This window comes from Pseudomonas sp. GR 6-02, assembly GCF_001655615.1.
Classification (GTDB): Bacteria; Pseudomonadota; Gammaproteobacteria; order Pseudomonadales; family Pseudomonadaceae; genus Aquipseudomonas.
Map to the genome: position 1 here is coordinate 781,899 of NZ_CP011567.1, position 17,311 is coordinate 799,209.

Here is a 17,311-nt window from a genome sequence, read left to right on the forward strand (position 1 = left end):
CGGAATCTGTCCGATGTGCCGTGGCGCGTCGCCTCGCTGGTGTTTCGGTGCTGTGCTATCGTTGCGGCATCATTTTGTTGCGATCGTAGAGAATTCCTGCATGAAGTTGGCTGTCTGGGCGACAGGGCGCGTCGTTGGCTGCAAACAAGTGCTGCTTGCCGGCCTCCTCTGTTTGTTGACGGGCGTTGCCTGTGCTGAGTCGGAAACTATCGTGAGCAAAGCCGACCAACGTGCCAGGTCGGTCACTCAGGTAGTACTCGGGATCCTCAGTTATGCCCGATGGCCTGTTGAGCCCCAACAACTGCGCCTGTGCGTGGTCGGCCCCACTGAATACACCGACGACCTGGTCAAAGGCACCACACAAGCCACGGGTCGACCGGTTACTGTACGACGGTTGCTGGCCGATAATCCGGTCATCGCCAGTGAATGCGATGCGGTGTACATCGGCAAGCTGACCGGCGATGAACGCAGTCGGCTATTCGCCTCGTTGACGGGACGCCCGGTGGTGAGCATCAGCGAAGGCGGCGATCAATGCACTGTCGGCAGTCTGTTCTGTCTGCGGGTCGGTGATGAGCAGGTGTCCTTCGAGGTCAACCTCGACTCGGTCGCCCGCAGCGGTGTGCGCATTCACCCCAGTGTGCTGCAACTGTCGCGCCGCAAGCCGGCGGCGCCATGAGTCTATTCAAACCTCGCATACGCCCGACCCTGGGGTCGGTTATCGGCCGTGGACATTTGATCGTCGCCCTGGTGGGTGTGGCCATGGCCAGTGTTTCACTGACCCTGCTGGGTGTTCTGGCTTTGCGGGTCTATGCCGATCACAACCTGCATCTGATTGCCCGTTCGATCAACTACACCGTGGAAGCCGCGGTGGTGTTCAACGACAAGGCCGCCGCCACCGAAGCGCTGGCATTGATCGCCTCCACTGAAGAAGTGGCTGATGCGCAAGTGATGGACGAGCAAGGCGAGTTGCTCGCACGTTGGCAACGACCGGAAACGGGGTGGCTCTCCGATCTTGAAATGCAGATCGCCCGAACGATTCTGGAAAAACCCATCAGCATGCCGATTACTCATCAAGGTCGGGAAATCGGCAGCATCTTGCTCATCGGTCACGGCGGCAGCCTGATGCGCTTTTTGCTCAGCGGTCTGGTGGGAATCGTCTTGTGTACCGCTGTCAGTGCCTGGGTAGCGCTTTATCTGGCGCGTCGGCAATTGCGAGGAATCACTGGCCCGTTGCGCAGCCTGGCTGCCGTGGCTCACGCCGCCCGTAGCGAGCGTGCCTTCGACCGGCGCGTACCGCCCGCCGACATTGCCGAACTCGACAACCTGGGCAACGACTTCAATGCTTTGCTCGACGAGCTCGAGTCCTGGCAGACCCATCTGCAAAGCGAAAACGAAACCCTGGCCCACCAGGCCAGCCATGACAGCCTTACCGGGTTGCCGAATCGGGCGTTTTTCGAAGGCCGCCTGATGCGCGCCTTGCGCAATGCGGGCAAGCTGGATGAGGGAGTGGCCGTACTGTTTCTCGACAGCGACCGGTTCAAGGAGATCAACGACAACTTCGGTCACGCTGCCGGTGATGCGGTGCTGATCGCCGTGGCGACCCGGGTTCGTGCGCAGTTGCGTGAAGAGGATCTGGTTGCGCGTCTGGGCGGCGATGAGTTTGCCGTGCTGTTGACGCCGCTGCACAAGATAGAAGACGCCGAACGGATTGCCGACAAAATCATTGCCAGTATGGACGCGCCAATCCTGTTGCCGGGCGGTACCCAGGTGTTGACTTCACTCAGCATCGGCATCGCCGTGTACCCGGATCATGGGCTTACGCCCGGTGCGCTGCTCGATGCTGCAGATACCGCGATGTATCAGGCCAAACGCCTTTCCCGAGGCGCTCACCACACGGCAGGGTCGGAGCACTCTGTCGTCCATCTTCAAACCAGGAGCTAATTTTTGTGTTCACATTCACTCAGCGTTCTCTGCGATTTTTTACGATTAGCTTATTCATGACCTTGCTGGCATTGACCGGTTGCCAGACGACACCGCAGAAAGGACTGACCCCAGCGCAGATCGCTGTACTCAAGCAACAAGGTTTCGAGATGACGGATGAGGGCTGGGCCTTCGGCCTGTCCGGCAAAGTGCTGTTCGGTAGCGATGTCGAACACCTCAACCCTGCCAGTACCCAGATCGTCGAACGCATTGGCAAGGCGTTGTTGGGCGTGGGAATCGAGCGGGTGAGGATTGACGGCCATACCGATGCCTCGGGCGAGGAATCCTATAACGAACAACTTTCCCTGCGTCGCGCGAAAAGCGTTGAAGCGGTATTGGCCGCTGTCGGCATAAAAGAACAAAACATCCAGCTACGCGGCCTGGGCAGCAGCAAGCCCGTCGCCTCCAACGCCACCGCGGCCGGGCGCACCGAGAACCGCCGGGTGTCGATCGTGGTGAGTGCCGATTAATCGGCGAACACCATCTCCCGACTTTCCCCCATCAACAGCGCCTGATTCTGCTCGGTGACGGTACGGATGTAATCCCACAACAAGGTAATCCGCTTGAGCTTGCGCAGGTCCTCCCGGCAGTACATCCAGAACTGCCGGGTGATGGTGATCTCTTGCGGTAACACCGGCAGCAACCGCGGGTCCTGAGCCGCCAAAAAGCACGGCAGAATCGCCAGTGACCGTCCTTGCTGCGCCGCCACGAACTGCGCGATCACACTGGTGCTGCGCAGATTGGCACTGGCACCGGGCAGCACATTCGCCAGGTACAGCAGCTCCGAGCTGAACGCCAGATCGTCCACATAACTGATGAATTGATGCTTGCTCAAATCTGCCGGGCGGCGGATCGGTGGGTGCTTGTCCAGATAATCCTGGGTCGCGTACAGCTGCAATCGATAGTCACAGAGTTTGCAGCAGACATAAGGGCCGTGTTCCGGCCGCTCCAGCGCAATGACGATGTCTGCCTCGCGCTTGGACAGGCTGATGAAGTGCGGCAGCGGCAGGATGTCCACCGAGATCGCCGGGTAGGCGTCGACGAAATGGCTCAGCTGCGGGGTGATGAAAAAGCTGCCGAACCCTTCGGTACAGCCCATGCGCACATGCCCGGACAACGCGACGCCTGAGCCCGAGACCTGCTCGCAAGCCATGTGCAGAGTGCTTTCGATCGATTCGGCGTAACCCAGCAGGCGCTGGCCTTCAGCGGTCAGGACGAAGCCGTTGGTGCGGGACTTCTCGAACAACAGCGTACCCAACGAGGCCTCCAGCGAACTGATGCGTCGCGACACAGTGGTGTAGTCCACCGCCAGGCGCTTGGCCGCAGTGCTGGCCTTGCGAGTACGGGCAACTTCAAGGAAAAACTTGAGGTCATCCCAGTTCAACGAGCCTAAAGACGTGATGTTTTTTTGCATGATGGACCGGCTTTTATGTGCGTTCTTATTAGAAGTTTGCACATCTATACTCCAAAAACAGTCCGACAACCAAATCGCGACACACGCCTCATCTCAAGGCGACTTTCTCGCCTTGGCTCCCAAGATAGCTCTCTAAATAAGAACAACGTCCCGGAGACCCGACATGAACGCATCGCTAGAAACCACCGTACAAAAGGTCAAGTTATTGATCGATGGCGAGTGGGTCGAATCCCAGACCACCGAATGGCACGACATCGTCAATCCGGCGACCCAGCAAGTGCTGGCCAAAGTCCCTTTCGCGACCGCTGCTGAAGTCGATGCCGCCATCAGCGCCGCTCATCGCGCCTTTCAGACCTGGAAGCTGACGCCAGTCGGCGCGCGGATGCGCATCATGCTCAAGCTTCAGGCGCTGATTCGCGAGCACTCCAAGCGTATTGCCGTAGTGCTCAGCAATGAGCAGGGTAAAACCATCGCCGACGCTGAGGGCGATATCTTCCGTGGCCTGGAAGTGGTCGAGCACGCCTGCTCCATTGGCAGCCTGCAAATGGGCGAGTTCGCCGAGAACGTCGCAGGCGGTGTCGACACCTACACCCTGCGTCAGCCGATCGGCGTCTGCGCCGGCATTACCCCGTTCAACTTCCCGGCGATGATTCCGCTGTGGATGTTCCCGATGGCCATCGCCTGCGGCAACACCTTCGTGCTCAAGCCTTCCGAGCAGGATCCGATGTCGACCATGCTGTTGGTGGAGCTGGCGATTGAAGCCGGCATTCCGCCGGGTGTGCTCAACGTCGTTCATGGTGGCAAGGATGTGGTCGATGCGCTTTGCACCCACAAGGACATCAAGGCTGTTTCGTTCGTCGGTTCGACCGCGGTCGGCACGCATGTCTACGAGCTGGCCGGTAAACACGGCAAGCGCGTGCAATCGATGATGGGGGCCAAGAACCACGCCGTTGTGCTGCCCGATGCCAACCGCGAGCAAGCGCTCAATGCACTGGTCGGCGCCGGTTTCGGTGCGGCCGGGCAACGCTGCATGGCCACCTCGGTGGTGGTGCTGGTGGGCGCGGCCAAACAATGGCTGCCGGATCTCAAGGCGCTGGCGCAGAAACTCAAGGTCAATGCCGGCAGCGAGCCAGGCACCGATGTTGGTCCGGTGATTTCCAAGCGGGCCAAGGCACGGATTCTCGAGCTGATCGAAAGCGGGATCAAGGAAGGCGCCAAGCTGGAACTGGACGGTCGCGACATCACTGTTCCGGGCTACGAACAGGGCAACTTTGTCGGCCCGACCCTGTTCTCTGGCGTAACCCCTGAGATGCAGATCTACACCCAGGAAATTTTCGGCCCGGTGCTGGTAGTGCTGGAAGTCGACACCCTCGATGAGGCCATCGCCCTGGTCAACGCCAACCCGTTCGGCAACGGCACGGGTCTGTTCACCCAGAGCGGTGCGGCGGCGCGTAAATTCCAGTCGGAAATCGACGTTGGCCAGGTCGGCATCAACATCCCGATCCCGGTGCCGGTACCGTTCTTCAGCTTCACCGGTTCCCGTGGTTCGAAGCTCGGCGACCTCGGTCCGTATGGCAAGCAAGTGGTGCAGTTCTACACTCAAACCAAGACCGTCACTGCACGTTGGTTCGATGACGACAGCATCAACCACGGTGTGAACACCACCATCCACTTGCGCTAAGGAGCCGGACATGAAAATCGCTTTTATCGGTCTCGGCAACATGGGCGCGCCGATGGCGCGCAACCTGATCAAGGCCGGCCATTCGCTGAACCTGTTTGACCTCAATCAAACCGTGCTGGCCGAACTGGCTCAACTCGGCGGCACCATCAGCACTTCACCGAAGGCAGCGTCGAAAGACGCGCAACTGGTGATCACCATGTTGCCGGCAGCGGCCCATGTGCGCAGTGTCTGGCTGGGTGAAGACGGCGTGCTGGCGGGAATCGCCAAAGGCGTGCCAGCGGTGGATTGCAGCACTATCGATCCGCAGACGGCGCGTGATGTTGCCGCGGCGGCTGCAAAGCAGGACGTGGCCATGGCCGACGCACCGGTTTCCGGTGGCACTGGCGGTGCAGCGGCCGGGACGCTGACCTTCATGGTCGGCGCCACGCCTGAACTGTTCGCCACTCTGCAACCGGTGCTGGCGCAGATGGGCCGCAACATCGTCCACTGCGGCGAAGTCGGCACCGGGCAAATCGCCAAGATCTGCAACAACCTGCTGCTGGGGATTTCCATGGTTGGTGTCAGCGAAGCCATGGCGCTGGGCAGCGCCCTGGGTATCGACACAAACGTGCTGGCGGGCGTCATCAACAGTTCAACCGGGCGTTGCTGGAGTTCGGAGATGTACAACCCGTGGCCGGGCATCGTCGAAACAGCGCCGGCCTCGCGCGGTTATACCGGCGGTTTCGGTGCTGAACTGATGCTCAAGGATCTGGGGCTGGCCACTGAGGCGGCACGTCAGGCGCACCAACCGGTCGTGCTCGGCGCGGTGGCCCAGCAGTTGTATCAGGCGATGAGCCTGCGTGGGGAAGGGGGCAAGGACTTCTCGGCGATCATCAACAGCTATCGCAAACCCCAATAAGCGTTTGTGGCGAGGGAGCAAGCTCCCTCGCCACAGGATTCATGCATGCCTTTTTACCGAGAGACCACGTCGGGTGGTCTCTCGGTTTTTTGCGTCAGGCAAACACGAAATACTTGCGCACGGTTTCAACCACTTCCCACGTGCCTTTCATCCCCGGTTCGATGACGAAGATGTCACCGGCGCGCAGGTGGATCGGCGCCATGCCTTCCGGGGTGATGATGCAGTAGCCTTCCTGGAAGTGGCAGTATTCCCACTTCACATATTCCACATACCACTTGCCCGGCGTGCAGATCCAGGTGCCCATGATCTTGCTGCCATCTTCGCTGGTGTACGCGTTGAGGTTGACGGTGTGCGGATCGCCTTCGAGCTTTTCCCATTTGCAGGCGTCGAGTACGGGCAACGGGTGAGTGTCGCGAAGAACGGTAATCGGTGCGGTCATGTGGACTCCGGGCCTTGGAATATAGAAAGTGGTACTGAAGAACTGAAGTCGCACCCTATAGCGCCCATGCTCCGCTCAGTTGTCTGTATTCGACATCGAGCTGTCCAGAAACGCGCAAACGCTCAAAGATTTTCCGGCGGGCAAAAACCTGCCCCTCAGGGCAGAGTCAAGGCGCTCAGCAAGGCCTGGGCATAACGGGGCAGTACGGTGAAGTCCCGGGCGCACAGCAACAGTTTGCGGCGAGCCCACGGCTCTTCCAGTGCGACGCTTTTGAACGGCGTTTCAGCCGACCAGCGTTCGACCGCCGCCAAGGGCACGATTGCCAGCCCGGCTCCCCGGGCGACCATGCGCATCACGCCCTCGAAACCATCGGCGCGGATGCGGACCTGCATCCGCAAGCCGCTGTGCAGGGCCTGTTCTTCCAGGTAAATGGCCAAGGCGCTGTTGGCGTTCAGGCCGACGTAGTCGTGGTGCAAAGTGGCGCTGAAATTTAGCGGTCCGGTGTCGGCCAAGGGGTGATCACTCGGCAGGATCAGCACCAGCGGATCGTCGCGGAAATAGCGGGTTTGCAGGCCGTCGGTATCCACGGCGTCGGACACGATCCCCAGGTCTGCTGCGCCCTGGCGCAAGGCGTGGGTGATGCGTGTGCTGGGCAGCTCCTGCAGGTCGATGTCGAGGTTCGGATGGTCGCGCAGAAAGTCCGCCAGCAACTCCGGCAGGTACTCGGTGATCGCAGTGGTATTGCACAGCAACCGCACCTGGCCTTTGACGCCTTTGGCGTATTCGACCAGCTCCTGCTGCATGCGCTCGGCCTGTTGCAACAGGACTCGAGCGTGCTGCGCCAGTGCCTTGCCGGCCGGAGTGGGGCTGACACCGCGGCGACCTCGCTCGAGAAACTCGATGCCCAGTGAAGCTTCCATCGCGCGGATTCGTGCACTCGCCGCCGCCAGCGACAAATGGCTGCGGGCGGCACCGGCGGTGATGTTGCCGGTGTCGAGGATATTCAGGTAGAGGCGCAGGTCGGTGAGGTCGAAGTGCATACAGTGTCCCGGATCATTTGCCTCTTGTAGAGCAAGAGGCAGCCTCAGTATATGGCAGATTTTCAAGGTACCCTTCAGGGCCCACGATAGCCCCATGAATACACTTGCCGCGTTCTATCAACATCTGGGCTTGGCCCTGTCCTTATTGATTGTCGCCACCTTCCTGCTGGCCGGGATGATCAAAGGTGTGATCGGCCTTGGTCTGCCAACCATTGCCATGGGCCTGCTCGGCCTGGCTATGGCACCGTCGCAGGCTGCGGCGTTGTTGATCATTCCCGCGACGCTGACCAACGTCTGGCAACTGGCCTTCGGCGGTCATTTGCGCGGGTTGCTCAACCGGTTATGGCCGATGCTGCTGGCGATTTTCATCGGCACTGGCGCTGGCACAGTGTGGATCGGCATGGCCGGTGGACATTGGGTGGTACGGGGGCTGGGGGCGGCGCTGTTGATCTACGCCTTGAGCGGGTTGTGCCTGCCGACCTTGCGCGTCGGCGGTCGCACCGAGCGTTGGCTCGGTCCGCTCTGCGGTGTGCTGACGGGCGTCCTCACCTCGGCCACCGGTGTCTTCGTGATTCCGGCGGTGCCTTATCTGCAAGCACTGGGCTTGAACAAGGATGAACTGGTGCAGGCGCTGGGCCTGTCGTTCACTGTCTCGACTCTCGCGTTGGCCGCCGGCCTGTTATGGCGCGGCGCCCTCGGCGGTGGCGAGTTGAGCGCGTCGCTGCTGGCGCTGATCCCGGCGGTGCTCGGCATGTTGCTGGGGCAATGGCTGCGCCAGCGGATCAGCGCCGTGTTGTTCAAGCGCGTGTTCTTCATCGGCCTCGGCGTGCTCGGCGGCCACTTGCTGATCAGCGGCTAGCGGACGATGTGCTGAGCATCTCGATCGGGCGGATATCGAAATCCTGCTCCAGATATTCCATGCGCATGTCGAGGAACTGCTTCATATGGGGCAGGTTCGAGTGCACGTCCAGATGGGCCTGGGATTGCCAGATCTCGTAGAAGATAAACAGCGTCGGGTCCTGCTTGTCGCGCAGCATGTGGTACTCGATGCAACCGGGTTCGGCGCGACTCGGTTCGACATAGGCACGGAAGAACGCTTCGAAGGCCTCGGCTTTTTCCGGGCGGGTCTTGGCGTGAAGGATGAAGCCTTGCAGTTCGCTCATCAGAATCTCCTAAACAGTCAGAATCGGCGCAAGTTTATGGCAACAATCGCTTGTTGATTCGTGCGTATAGGTCAAATGAATTTTGCGGATGGAGCGCTTATTCCGCGCGAGGCTGATCGTTAGGCTGCCGCCATCGATTCCAACCTTGCGAGATTTCTCATGAAAAAAGTCCTGTTGCTCAATGGCGGCAAAAAATTTGCCCACTCCGATGGTCGCTACAACACGACGCTGCATGAAGCAGCGTTGAGCGTGCTGGATCGCGGTGGTGTGGATGTGAAAACCACGTTCATCGACGAGGGCTACGACGTCGCCGAGGAAGTCGCCAAGTTCCTCTGGGCCGATGTGATCATTTATCAGATGCCCGGCTGGTGGATGGGCGCGCCCTGGACGGTCAAGAAGTACGTCGATGAAGTCTTCACTGCAGGCCACGGCAGCCTCTACGCCAGCGACGGCCGCACCCGCTCCGACGCGTCGCAGAAGTACGGCAGCGGCGGCTTGTTGCACGGTAAAAAGTACATGCTTTCGGTGACCTGGAACGCCCCGCAGCAAGCCTTCGACGACTCGACCGACTTCTTCGAAGCCAAGGGCGTGGACGCGGTGTACCTGCCGTTCCACAAGGCCAATACCTTCCTCGGCATGACCGGTCTGCCGACCTTTTTGTGCGTCGATGTGATGAAGCGCCCGAATATCGAAGCGGATGTGGCGCGTTATGAGCAGCACTTGACCGAGGTGTTTGGCCTTAAGGCATGACGCTCGGCTACTATCGATATCTGAAGCAGTGCAGGATTATCGATAAGGGACACACGTGAAAGCCAGATCCGATGAGTTGCAGATTTTCGTCTGCGTGATTGAGTGCGGGTCGATTTCGGCTGCGGCTGAGCAAGTCGGGCAAACGCCGTCGGCGGTCAGCCGCACGCTGTCGCGGCTGGAGGCCAAGCTCGATACCACGCTGATCAATCGCACCACGCGGCGCATGGACCTGACCGAAGAGGGCAAATATTTCTTCGAGCACGCCAAGCTGATTCTCGATCAGATGGACGAGCTCGAAGAGCGCCTGTCCTCACGCCAGCAAACCCCGTCCGGGCGACTGCGGATCAACGCCGCGTCGCCGTTCATGCTGCACGCCATCGTGCCGTACATCGATGAGTTCCGCCGTCTCTACCCGGACATCCAGCTCGAACTCAACAGCAACGATTTGATCATCGACCTGCTCGAACAAAGCACCGACATCGCCATCCGCATCGGCACGCTGGCCGACTCGACCCTGCACGCGCGCTCCCTGGGTTGCAGCCCGCTGCACATCGTCGCAAGCACAGCGTACCTGGAACAACACGGCGTACCGAGCGCTGTCGAGGATTTGAGCGAGCACACGCTGCTGGGCTTTACCCATAACGAAGGTCTCAACCAATGGCCACTGCGCTATGTCCATGGTGACCGCTGGCCGATTCAAGCGTCGATCAGTGCGTCGAGTGGCGAGACGATCAGGCACCTGGCGCTGGCCGGTCAAGGCATTGCCTGCCTGTCGCACTTCATGACCATCGACGACATCCGCGCCGGTCGCTTGCAGGTGTTGCTGGCGGAGTTCAACAGCGGATATCGCCAACCCATCAACGCGGTGTACTACCGCAACTCGCAACTGGCCCTACGGATCCAGTGCTTTCTGGACTTCATCCAGGGCAAATTGGCGGCTTATGCGATTGCCGATTTCAGGGGCTGATTCGCAGGTCGCGTGATCGTTCATTGCGAGCAGGCCACCCATTCACTGGCCCGCCCGCCGTCAATTCCGTAACATCCGCGTCCCTCTTTTCCCGCCTGTATTTTTAGGTAAGCCATGAAACCCAAACGTCTGCGCGCCGATGTCCTGGCCGGACTCACCACCTCTTTCGCCCTGCTCCCCGAATGTATCGCTTTCGCGCTGGTGGCCCACCTCAATCCATTGATGGGGCTTTACGGCGCTTTCATCATCTGCACCCTGACTGCGCTCTTCGGCGGACGGCCGGGGATGGTGTCTGGTGCCGCTGGCTCGATGGCGGTGGTGATCGTCGCGCTGGTGGTGCAGCACGGTGTCCAGTACTTGCTGGCGACGGTGTTGCTGGGCGGGCTGATCATGTTGGCGTTTGGTCTGTTGAGGCTGGGCAAGCTGGTGCGCATGGTGCCGCATCCGGTGATGCTCGGCTTCGTCAACGGCCTGGCGATTGTCATTGCGCTGGCCCAGTTGGAGCACTTCAAGAGCGGTGAGGCCTGGTTGAGTGGGGCGCCGCTGTACATGATGATCGGGCTGGTGGCGCTGACGATGGCCATCGTTTACCTGATACCGCGCCTGACGCGTGCCGTGCCGCCGGCGCTGGTGGCGATTCTGGGCGTTGGGCTGGCGGTTTACCTGCTCGGCCTGCCGACCCGCACCCTGGGCGACATGGCGCACATTGCCGGTGGCTTGCCGGGTTTTGCGCTGCCAGACATCCCCTGGAGCCCGGAAACCCTGCGCATCATCGTCCCTTACGCGATATTGATGGCGGTGGTCGGCTTGCTGGAAACCCTGCTGACCCTGAACCTCACCGACGAGATCACCGAGAGCCGCGGTTATCCGGATCGCGAGTGCGTGGCCTTGGGCGCTGCCAACATGGTTTCTGGTGTGTTCGGCGGCATGGGTGGCTGCGCGATGATCGGGCAAACCGTGATCAACCTCAGCTCCGGCGGTCGCGGTCGGCTGTCCGGTGCGGTGGCCGGGGGGATGATCCTGCTGTTTGTGCTGTTCCTTTCGCCGCTGATCGAGCGCATTCCGCTGGCCGCATTGGTTGGGGTGATGTTTGTGGTGTCGCAGCAGACGTTCGCCTGGGCTTCATTGCGGGTACTGAACAAGGTGCCGCTGAACGATGTCTTGGTGATCATCGCGGTCACGGTGATTACCGTGTTCACCGATCTGGCCATCGCTGTGTTGTGCGGGATCATCATTGCGGCGCTCAACTTTGCCTGGCAACACGCTCGCGAGCTGTATGCCGACAGTCACGTTGAAGCCGACGGCAGCAAGCTCTACCTCCTGCACGGCACGTTGTTCTTCGCCTCGACGACGCCTTTTCTCAACCAGTTCGATCCCGCCAATGATCCGTCTGTGGTCACTGTCGACTGTCGCCACTTGAGCTTCGTTGATTACTCGGCCATCGCCGCGTTGAAGACATTGCGCGAGCGCTACACCAAGGCTGGCAAGCAGCTACGCGTGCTGCACTTGTCCGATCGCTGCAAGAAACTGCTCAAACGCGCCAGCGAGCATCACGACTGACATCGATGGGGGTCGTTCCTGTGCTCTGTGTCACGAGTGGTGGCGAATTATGGACAGTGTGATGGCTACTTAGTAGCATCCGCTGCATACGGATCTTTCTCCTGCGCGTCGATCGACGTGGGTCTATCAAGGAATCGAAATGCACAACTTTACCCATGGCGATAAAACCGTTTCTTTCACTGTCTTGAGCGGTGAAGTGGTGAGCAGCGAAAAAATCAGCGAGACCCGTGTGACATCCACGGGCGGCGTTCAGGTGAACGGTAACGACGGTGATGTGACGCCTGTGCGCATCAGTTCTGTTTCAATTATCAATCATGAGATCTGGGTCAAAACCCCGGACGGTATCGAGCACGATGTAAAGCTGCGCGGCATGGACATTCCTTTGCGCACAGGTCAGGAAATCTCTTTGATCAGTGCCTTGAAAAAGGATGGTTCGCCTCTGCACACCATTTTGCAGAACCACACAGCGTCCAAGCGCTGGGTGCTGCGTGACGCGAGTGCACTGAATACCGAACTGGAGCTGTCGCCCTTTAACTGGAAGACAGTGCTGATCGTGCTTGGATTGTGCATCGCCGGTCTTGCTACGGCCGGGCTAGGCTTCCTGGCGGCGGCGGGCTATTTTTTCTACGCGTGGTATCGGGGCGCCCAGCGCAAGAAACTGCTGATTAGAGATTTGAACGCCTACATCGAGACCCTGGACAATCGAGTCGCCAGTCGCGAACAGGCGCCAAGCCCTGTTCAAGTCGAAAGCTCGGACCAGGCTGAAATCTCTTTCCAGGCCGAAAGTCCTGCACCGACGCAATCCCCTGCCGAGACTGAAAGCCCTGCGCTGAACAGTGATAGCGTACGCAGGGCGCTATCGCGCAATCTCTGATGACTTGATCTCGATACAGCAGAGTCAAGCCTGCCTCGATAGTGGAACTATCATCCCTCTACGCTGATTGTTCTCACGCAGAGGGATGAAAATTCCGCTATCCGATTTTCATAACCCGCGATCTCCCATACCTCTGCACGACATCCCTTACCCCTCCACGAAAATTACTTTCACTTCGTTTGAAAGTAGCCCGTCGAAATGATTTATGAGTTTCACAACCCATTCGACGTGACCCTTTCGAGGAGTACCGCATGACGCTTTCCTTCGGCTATTGGCTGTTGGTTTATGCCGCCATCGCCATCATTGCGCTGATCGTTCTGATCGCCCGTTACCGGATCAATCCCTTCATTGTGATCACCCTGGTGTCCATCGGCCTGGCGCTGTTGGCAGGGATGCCGCCGTCGGGTGTGGTGGGGGCGTATGAGGCCGGGGTTGGCAAGACGTTGGGGCACATTGCGCTGGTGGTGGCGCTGGGCACGATGCTCGGCAAGATGATGGCCGAGTCCGGCGGTGCGGAGCAGGTGGCGCGCACCTTGATCGACCGTTTCGGCGAGAAAAATGCCCACTGGGCGATGGTGTGTATCGCCTTTCTTGTAGGGCTGCCGCTGTTCTTCGAGGTCGGTTTTGTCTTGCTGGTGCCGATCGCGTTTACCGTGGCGCGGCGGGTGGGCGTGTCCATTCTGATGGTCGGTTTGCCGATGGTTGCGGGGCTTTCGGTGGTCCACGCGCTGGTACCGCCGCACCCGGCGGCGATGCTGGCGGTGCAGGTCTATCAGGCATCAGTGGGGCAGACCTTGCTCTACGCGATTCTGATCGGTATTCCGACCGCGATTATCGCCGGTCCCCTGTACGCCAAATTCATCGTGCCGCGCATTCAACTGCCGGCCGATAACCCCCTGGAACGCCAGTTCCTGGAGCGTGAGCCGCGCGATAGCCTGCCGGGTTTTGGTGTCACCATGGCCACGATTCTGTTGCCGGTGGTGCTGATGTTGATCGGCGGCTGGGCCAACCTGATCTCCACGCCGGGTAGCGGATTCAATCAGTTCCTGCTGTTCATCGGCAACTCGGTGATCGCCTTGCTGCTGGCGACCTTGCTGAGTTTCTGGACCCTCGGCCTGGCCCAGGGCTTCAATCGCGAGTCGATCCTCAAGTTCACCAATGAATGCCTGGCGCCGACCGCCAGCATCACCTTGCTGGTCGGTGCCGGTGGTGGCTTGAACCGAATTCTGGTGGACGCTGGCGTCACCAATCAGATCGTCAGCCTGGCCGATGAATTCCAGTTGTCGCCGCTGTTGATGGGTTGGCTGTTCGCCGCGTTGATGCGCATCGCCACTGGTTCTGCCACCGTGGCCATGACCACCGCGTCAGGGATTGTCGCGCCGGTGGCCGTTGGTCTGGGTTATCCCCACCCGGAGCTGTTGGTGCTGGCGACGGGGGCGGGGTCGGTTATCTTTTCCCACGTCAACGACGGCGGCTTCTGGTTGATCAAGGAATACTTCAACATGACCGTCACCCAGACCTTCAAGACCTGGACAGTGCTCGAGACGCTGATCTCGGTGGTCGCCTTCGGCCTGACCGTTGGCCTTTCTCACCTGCTTTAGTCGGAGCCATCCGCCATGGACATCCTCTATCAGATCCGCGCTCGTCAGGAGTCCTTCAGCGCCGGCGAAGGACGTATCGCTCGGCTGATGCTCGACGATGTAGGATTTGCCGCATCCGCCAGCCTCGATGAGCTGGCGCAGCGGGCGGAAGTCAGCACTGCCACGCTGTCGCGATTCGCCCGTACAGTCGGTTGCCGCGACCTGCGGGATTTGCGCCTGCAACTGGCCCAGGCCAGTGGCGTCGGTAGCCGCTTTCTGGACCCGGCGGGCACGCCCGAACAGTCGGCGTTCTACGGGCAGATTGTCGGCGATATCGAGTCGACTTTGCGCCAGCACCTGGCAGCGTTCGATGAGTCGCGCTTCGCCGATGCGGTGAAACTGTTGGGCAAGGCACGGATGATTCACGCCTTCGGCATGGGCGGCTGCTCGACCCTGTGCAGCGATGAACTGCAAGTGCGGCTGGTGCGCCTCGGCTACCCGATTGCGGTGTGTCACGACCCGGTGATGATGCGCGTCACCGCCGCCAGCCTTGGCGCCGAACACGCGGTCATCGCCTGCTCGCTGACCGGCATCACGCCCGAACTGCTCGAAGCGGTGGAGCTGGCGCGCAGCTACGGCGCACGAATTCTCGCCATCACCCGCGCCGACTCGCCGCTGGCGCAATTGGCCGATGTGCTGTTGCCGCTGCAAAGCGCCGAGACTTCCTTCATCTACAAACCCACGGCGGCGCGCTACGGCATGTTGTTGGCCATCGATGTGCTCGCCACCGAGCTGGCGCTGGCCAGTCCTGAAGACAATCAAGAACGTCTGCGGCGGATCAAACTGGCCCTGGACGACTACCGCGGCGGCGACGATCACTTGCCGCTGGGAGACTGACATGATGTACGACACGCTGATCCGCAATGCGCTGATTATCGACGGCAGCAACACCCCCGGTTACCCCGCTGACGTGGCGATTCTGAATGGCCGCATCGAGCGAATCGGCGACTTGCACGACGCTCGCGCCATCGAAGAAATCGAGGCCGCTGGCCGAGTGTTGGCGCCGGGTTTCATCGATGTGCATACCCACGACGATACGGTGGTGATTCGCCAGCCGCAGATGCTGCCCAAACTCAGCCAGGGTGTGACCACGGTGATTGTCGGCAACTGCGGGATCAGCGCGTCGCCGGTGAGTTTGCGCGGTGATCCGCCGGACCCGATGAACCTGCTCGGTACCGCCGCGGCGTTCGTGTATCCGCGCTTCAGCGACTATCGCGCCGCCGTCGAAGCGGCCAATACCACGCTGAACGTAGCTGCGCTGGTGGGGCACACCGCGTTGCGCAGCAATCACCTGGACGATCTGTATCGCACCGCGACCGACGCTGAAATCAGCGCGATGCGCGAGCAACTGCGCGATAGCCTTGAGGCCGGTGCCTTGGGTTTATCCACAGGCTTGGCCTACGCCAGCGCCTTCTCGGCATCCACTGATGAGGTGATGCAGTTGACCGAAGAGTTGACGGCATTCGGCGCGGTCTACACCACCCATTTACGCAGTGAGTTCGAGCCGGTGCTGGAGGCCATGGACGAGGCGTTCCGCATCGGACGCCACGCACAGTCGCCGGTGATCATTTCCCACCTCAAATGTGCCGGCGCCGGTAACTGGGGACGTAGTCCGCAATTGCTGGCGTCCCTCGAACACGCCGCGAAAACCCACCCGGTGGCTTGCGATTGTTATCCCTACGCGGCGAGTTCTTCGACGCTGGACCTCAAGCAAGTCACCGACGCCCATCGCATCACCATCACCTGGTCCACGCCGCACCCGGAAATGGGGGGGCGGGATCTGATGGAAATTGCTGCCGAGTGGGGCACTGCGCTGCTCGAAGCCGCCCGCCGACTGCAACCGGCGGGGGCGGTGTATTACGGCATGGACGAGGCTGATGTACGAAGCATCCTCGCGCATCCGCTGTCGATGATCGGCTCCGACGGTTTGCCGGAAGACCCGTTTCCGCATCCACGCTTGTGGGGCGCATTCCCACGAGTGCTCGGACATTTCAGTCGCGACGTCGGCCTGTTTCCGCTGCATACCGCCGTGTACAAGATGACCGGGTTGTCGGCGGCACGCTTTGGCTTGAAGGAACGTGGCGAGATTCGTGAAGGGTATTGGGCGGATCTGGTGTTGTTCGATCCGGCGACGATTCGCGATGTGGCCGACTTCAACGATCCGCAACGGGCGGCGCAAGGGATTGATGGAGTGTGGATCAACGGAGTCTTGAGTTACCGCGACGGGCAGGCGAACGGCAGAAGGGAAGGGCGATTTCTGGCGCGGGAGGGGGATTTGCGTAGAGGGTTTCATTGATCGCGCCTTCGTAGAAGCTGCCGAAGGTTCGGGTCGCATTCGGACGATCTTTTGATCCAGGTCTCATGGTGGCACATTGCAGTTAAAGAAAGCCGTCACCAAGCCGAAGCGCTGACATCCAGCCCAGCCATACTGGGCTCATTCAGTCAGGGAGTTACCCCATGAGTTTCGGCAAAACCACCCCGATCCTGCGGATTTTCGATGAAACCAAGGCTTTGGAGTTCTACGTCGAGTTTCTGGGGTTCAAGATTGATTGGCAGCACCGCTTCGAGGCGAACCTCCCGCTGTACCTGCAAATCTCCCGTGGCGAGTGCGTGCTGCACCTCTCCGAACATCATGGCGACGCGACACCGGGCTCGGCCCTGCGCATCGAGACCGATGAGCTGGAGGCGTTCCAGCAGCAATTGCTGGCCAAGGAATATAAGTTTGCGCACCCACAAATCCAGGCGATGCCGTGGGGCAGTCAGGACATGACCGTGGCCGATCCGTTTGGCAATCGGTTGGTGTTTACCAATGCGATTAGTGTCTAAGCGTTAGATAGCCTTCGCGGGCAAGCCTCGCTCCTTGTACAGGTTACTCACTGAACCTGTAGAAGCGAGGCTTGCCCGA

18 protein-coding genes are annotated in these 17,311 nt (G+C 60.2%); 14 read left to right on the forward strand and 4 right to left on the reverse strand.

All coding sequences use genetic code 11. From position 1 onward, the window contains the following. The first annotated feature begins 100 nt into the window (after positions 1-100). Genes PGR6_RS03335 through PGR6_RS03345 form a run of 3 tightly spaced genes read left to right on the forward strand, consistent with a single transcriptional unit; the run spans position 101 to position 2,450 of the window. Complete coding sequence (locus PGR6_RS03335) at positions 101-676, forward strand: YfiR family protein (RefSeq protein WP_018929415.1); 576 nt, start codon at positions 101-103, stop codon at positions 674-676. Beyond that, positions 673-1,941 carry a diguanylate cyclase domain-containing protein gene (locus tag PGR6_RS03340; RefSeq protein WP_028939938.1) on the forward strand — a complete coding sequence of 423 codons (1,269 nt, stop codon included), beginning with the start codon at positions 673-675 and terminating at the stop codon, positions 1,939-1,941. Before PGR6_RS03335 ends, PGR6_RS03340 begins: the two co-directional genes overlap by 4 nt. Before the next feature lie 56 nt (positions 1,942-1,997). Beyond that, a complete protein-coding gene (locus tag PGR6_RS03345) occupies positions 1,998-2,450 on the forward strand; it encodes an OmpA family protein (protein WP_172901212.1) in 453 nt (150 codons plus the stop codon). On the opposite strand, the gene PGR6_RS03350 is transcribed toward PGR6_RS03345, so the two are convergent. Then, positions 2,447-3,394 (reverse strand): LysR family transcriptional regulator, encoded by a 948-nt coding sequence (locus PGR6_RS03350; protein WP_064616097.1) that lies wholly within the window; start codon positions 3,392-3,394, stop codon positions 2,447-2,449. The two genes, PGR6_RS03345 and PGR6_RS03350, sit on opposite strands and share 4 nt — an antisense overlap. Before the next feature lie 163 nt (positions 3,395-3,557). Here PGR6_RS03350 and PGR6_RS03355 point away from each other — a divergent pair, with 163 nt between their 5' ends. Both PGR6_RS03355 and mmsB read left to right on the forward strand, forming a co-directional pair. Then, positions 3,558-5,075, forward strand: coding sequence for a CoA-acylating methylmalonate-semialdehyde dehydrogenase (locus PGR6_RS03355; RefSeq protein WP_018929419.1), 1,518 nt, complete (start codon positions 3,558-3,560; stop codon positions 5,073-5,075). A gap of 10 nt (positions 5,076-5,085) precedes the next feature. After that, positions 5,086-5,973, forward strand: coding sequence for a 3-hydroxyisobutyrate dehydrogenase (gene mmsB, locus PGR6_RS03360; protein WP_064616098.1), 888 nt, complete (start codon positions 5,086-5,088; stop codon positions 5,971-5,973). 94 nt (positions 5,974-6,067) lie between these two features. Here the strand turns inward: mmsB and PGR6_RS03365 are convergent, their stop codons facing one another. Both PGR6_RS03365 and PGR6_RS03370 read right to left on the reverse strand, forming a co-directional pair. Beyond that, a complete protein-coding gene (locus PGR6_RS03365) occupies positions 6,068-6,412 on the reverse strand; it encodes a cupin domain-containing protein (protein WP_007900627.1) in 345 nt (114 codons plus the stop codon). 155 nt (positions 6,413-6,567) lie between these two features. Then, positions 6,568-7,452 (reverse strand): LysR substrate-binding domain-containing protein, encoded by an 885-nt coding sequence (locus PGR6_RS03370; protein WP_064616099.1) that lies wholly within the window; start codon positions 7,450-7,452, stop codon positions 6,568-6,570. A 94-nt stretch (positions 7,453-7,546) separates the two neighbouring features. Between PGR6_RS03370 and PGR6_RS03375 the strand changes: the two genes are divergently transcribed. Continuing rightward, positions 7,547-8,311 carry a sulfite exporter TauE/SafE family protein gene (locus PGR6_RS03375; RefSeq protein ID WP_064616100.1) on the forward strand — a complete coding sequence of 255 codons (765 nt, stop codon included), beginning with the start codon at positions 7,547-7,549 and terminating at the stop codon, positions 8,309-8,311. Here the strand turns inward: PGR6_RS03375 and PGR6_RS03380 are convergent. Continuing rightward, positions 8,301-8,615, reverse strand: coding sequence for a putative quinol monooxygenase (locus PGR6_RS03380; RefSeq protein WP_018929423.1), 315 nt, complete (start codon positions 8,613-8,615; stop codon positions 8,301-8,303). The genes PGR6_RS03375 and PGR6_RS03380 overlap by 11 nt on opposite strands. Positions 8,616-8,774: 159 nt before the next feature. Here PGR6_RS03380 and PGR6_RS03385 point away from each other — a divergent pair, with 159 nt between their 5' ends. The 8 genes from PGR6_RS03385 (at position 8,775) to PGR6_RS03420 (ending at position 17,232) form a co-directional block, all read left to right on the forward strand. Continuing rightward, a complete protein-coding gene (locus tag PGR6_RS03385; RefSeq protein WP_018929424.1) occupies positions 8,775-9,365 on the forward strand; it encodes an NAD(P)H-dependent oxidoreductase in 591 nt (196 codons plus the stop codon). Positions 9,366-9,420: 55 nt separating this feature from the next. Then, complete coding sequence (locus tag PGR6_RS03390) at positions 9,421-10,332, forward strand: LysR family transcriptional regulator (RefSeq protein ID WP_018929425.1); 912 nt, start codon at positions 9,421-9,423, stop codon at positions 10,330-10,332. 114 nt (positions 10,333-10,446) lie between these two features. Continuing rightward, positions 10,447-11,892 carry a SulP family inorganic anion transporter gene (locus tag PGR6_RS03395; RefSeq protein ID WP_064616101.1) on the forward strand — a complete coding sequence of 482 codons (1,446 nt, stop codon included), beginning with the start codon at positions 10,447-10,449 and terminating at the stop codon, positions 11,890-11,892. A 199-nt stretch (positions 11,893-12,091) separates the two neighbouring features. Continuing rightward, on the forward strand, positions 12,092-12,766 hold the full coding sequence (locus PGR6_RS03400) for a hypothetical protein (protein ID WP_237229575.1): 675 nt from the start codon (positions 12,092-12,094) through the stop codon (positions 12,764-12,766). A gap of 251 nt (positions 12,767-13,017) precedes the next feature. Next, complete coding sequence (locus tag PGR6_RS03405) at positions 13,018-14,367, forward strand: GntT/GntP/DsdX family permease (protein WP_064616102.1); 1,350 nt, start codon at positions 13,018-13,020, stop codon at positions 14,365-14,367. A 15-nt stretch (positions 14,368-14,382) separates the two neighbouring features. After that, positions 14,383-15,243, forward strand: a complete 861-nt coding sequence (locus tag PGR6_RS03410) for a MurR/RpiR family transcriptional regulator (RefSeq protein ID WP_019582627.1) — start codon at positions 14,383-14,385, stop codon at positions 15,241-15,243. Between the two features lies 1 nt (position 15,244). Beyond that, entirely contained in the window at positions 15,245-16,702 is a 1,458-nt protein-coding gene (locus PGR6_RS03415) for an N-acyl-D-amino-acid deacylase family protein (protein ID WP_064616103.1), read from the forward strand. Positions 16,703-16,863: 161 nt separating this feature from the next. Beyond that, on the forward strand, positions 16,864-17,232 hold the full coding sequence (locus PGR6_RS03420; protein ID WP_018929431.1) for a glyoxalase superfamily protein: 369 nt from the start codon (positions 16,864-16,866) through the stop codon (positions 17,230-17,232). Positions 17,233-17,311: the final 79 nt, after the last annotated feature.

What these genes read in the sequence shown, in the direction of transcription:
- PGR6_RS03370 (WP_064616099.1), bottom strand. Translation starts at nt 7,452, where the DNA reads ATGCACTTCGACCTCACCGACCTGCGCCTCTACCTGAATATCCTCGAC.
- PGR6_RS03350 (WP_064616097.1), bottom strand. Translation starts at nt 3,394, where the DNA reads ATGCAAAAAAACATCACGTCTTTAGGCTCGTTGAACTGGGATGACCTC.
- PGR6_RS03410 (WP_019582627.1), top strand. Translation starts at nt 14,383, where the DNA reads ATGGACATCCTCTATCAGATCCGCGCTCGTCAGGAGTCCTTCAGCGCC.
- PGR6_RS03375 (WP_064616100.1), top strand. Translation starts at nt 7,547, where the DNA reads ATGAATACACTTGCCGCGTTCTATCAACATCTGGGCTTGGCCCTGTCC.
- PGR6_RS03420 (WP_018929431.1), top strand. Translation starts at nt 16,864, where the DNA reads ATGAGTTTCGGCAAAACCACCCCGATCCTGCGGATTTTCGATGAAACC.
- PGR6_RS03380 (WP_018929423.1), bottom strand. Translation starts at nt 8,615, where the DNA reads ATGAGCGAACTGCAAGGCTTCATCCTTCACGCCAAGACCCGCCCGGAA.
- PGR6_RS03365 (WP_007900627.1), bottom strand. Translation starts at nt 6,412, where the DNA reads ATGACCGCACCGATTACCGTTCTTCGCGACACTCACCCGTTGCCCGTA.
- PGR6_RS03385 (WP_018929424.1), top strand. Translation starts at nt 8,775, where the DNA reads ATGAAAAAAGTCCTGTTGCTCAATGGCGGCAAAAAATTTGCCCACTCC.
- PGR6_RS03405 (WP_064616102.1), top strand. Translation starts at nt 13,018, where the DNA reads ATGACGCTTTCCTTCGGCTATTGGCTGTTGGTTTATGCCGCCATCGCC.
- PGR6_RS03355 (WP_018929419.1), top strand. Translation starts at nt 3,558, where the DNA reads ATGAACGCATCGCTAGAAACCACCGTACAAAAGGTCAAGTTATTGATC.
- PGR6_RS03415 (WP_064616103.1), top strand. Translation starts at nt 15,245, where the DNA reads ATGATGTACGACACGCTGATCCGCAATGCGCTGATTATCGACGGCAGC.
- PGR6_RS03340 (WP_028939938.1), top strand. Translation starts at nt 673, where the DNA reads ATGAGTCTATTCAAACCTCGCATACGCCCGACCCTGGGGTCGGTTATC.
- PGR6_RS03345 (WP_172901212.1), top strand. Translation starts at nt 1,998, where the DNA reads ATGACCTTGCTGGCATTGACCGGTTGCCAGACGACACCGCAGAAAGGA.
- mmsB (WP_064616098.1), top strand. Translation starts at nt 5,086, where the DNA reads ATGAAAATCGCTTTTATCGGTCTCGGCAACATGGGCGCGCCGATGGCG.
- PGR6_RS03335 (WP_018929415.1), top strand. Translation starts at nt 101, where the DNA reads ATGAAGTTGGCTGTCTGGGCGACAGGGCGCGTCGTTGGCTGCAAACAA.
- PGR6_RS03395 (WP_064616101.1), top strand. Translation starts at nt 10,447, where the DNA reads ATGAAACCCAAACGTCTGCGCGCCGATGTCCTGGCCGGACTCACCACC.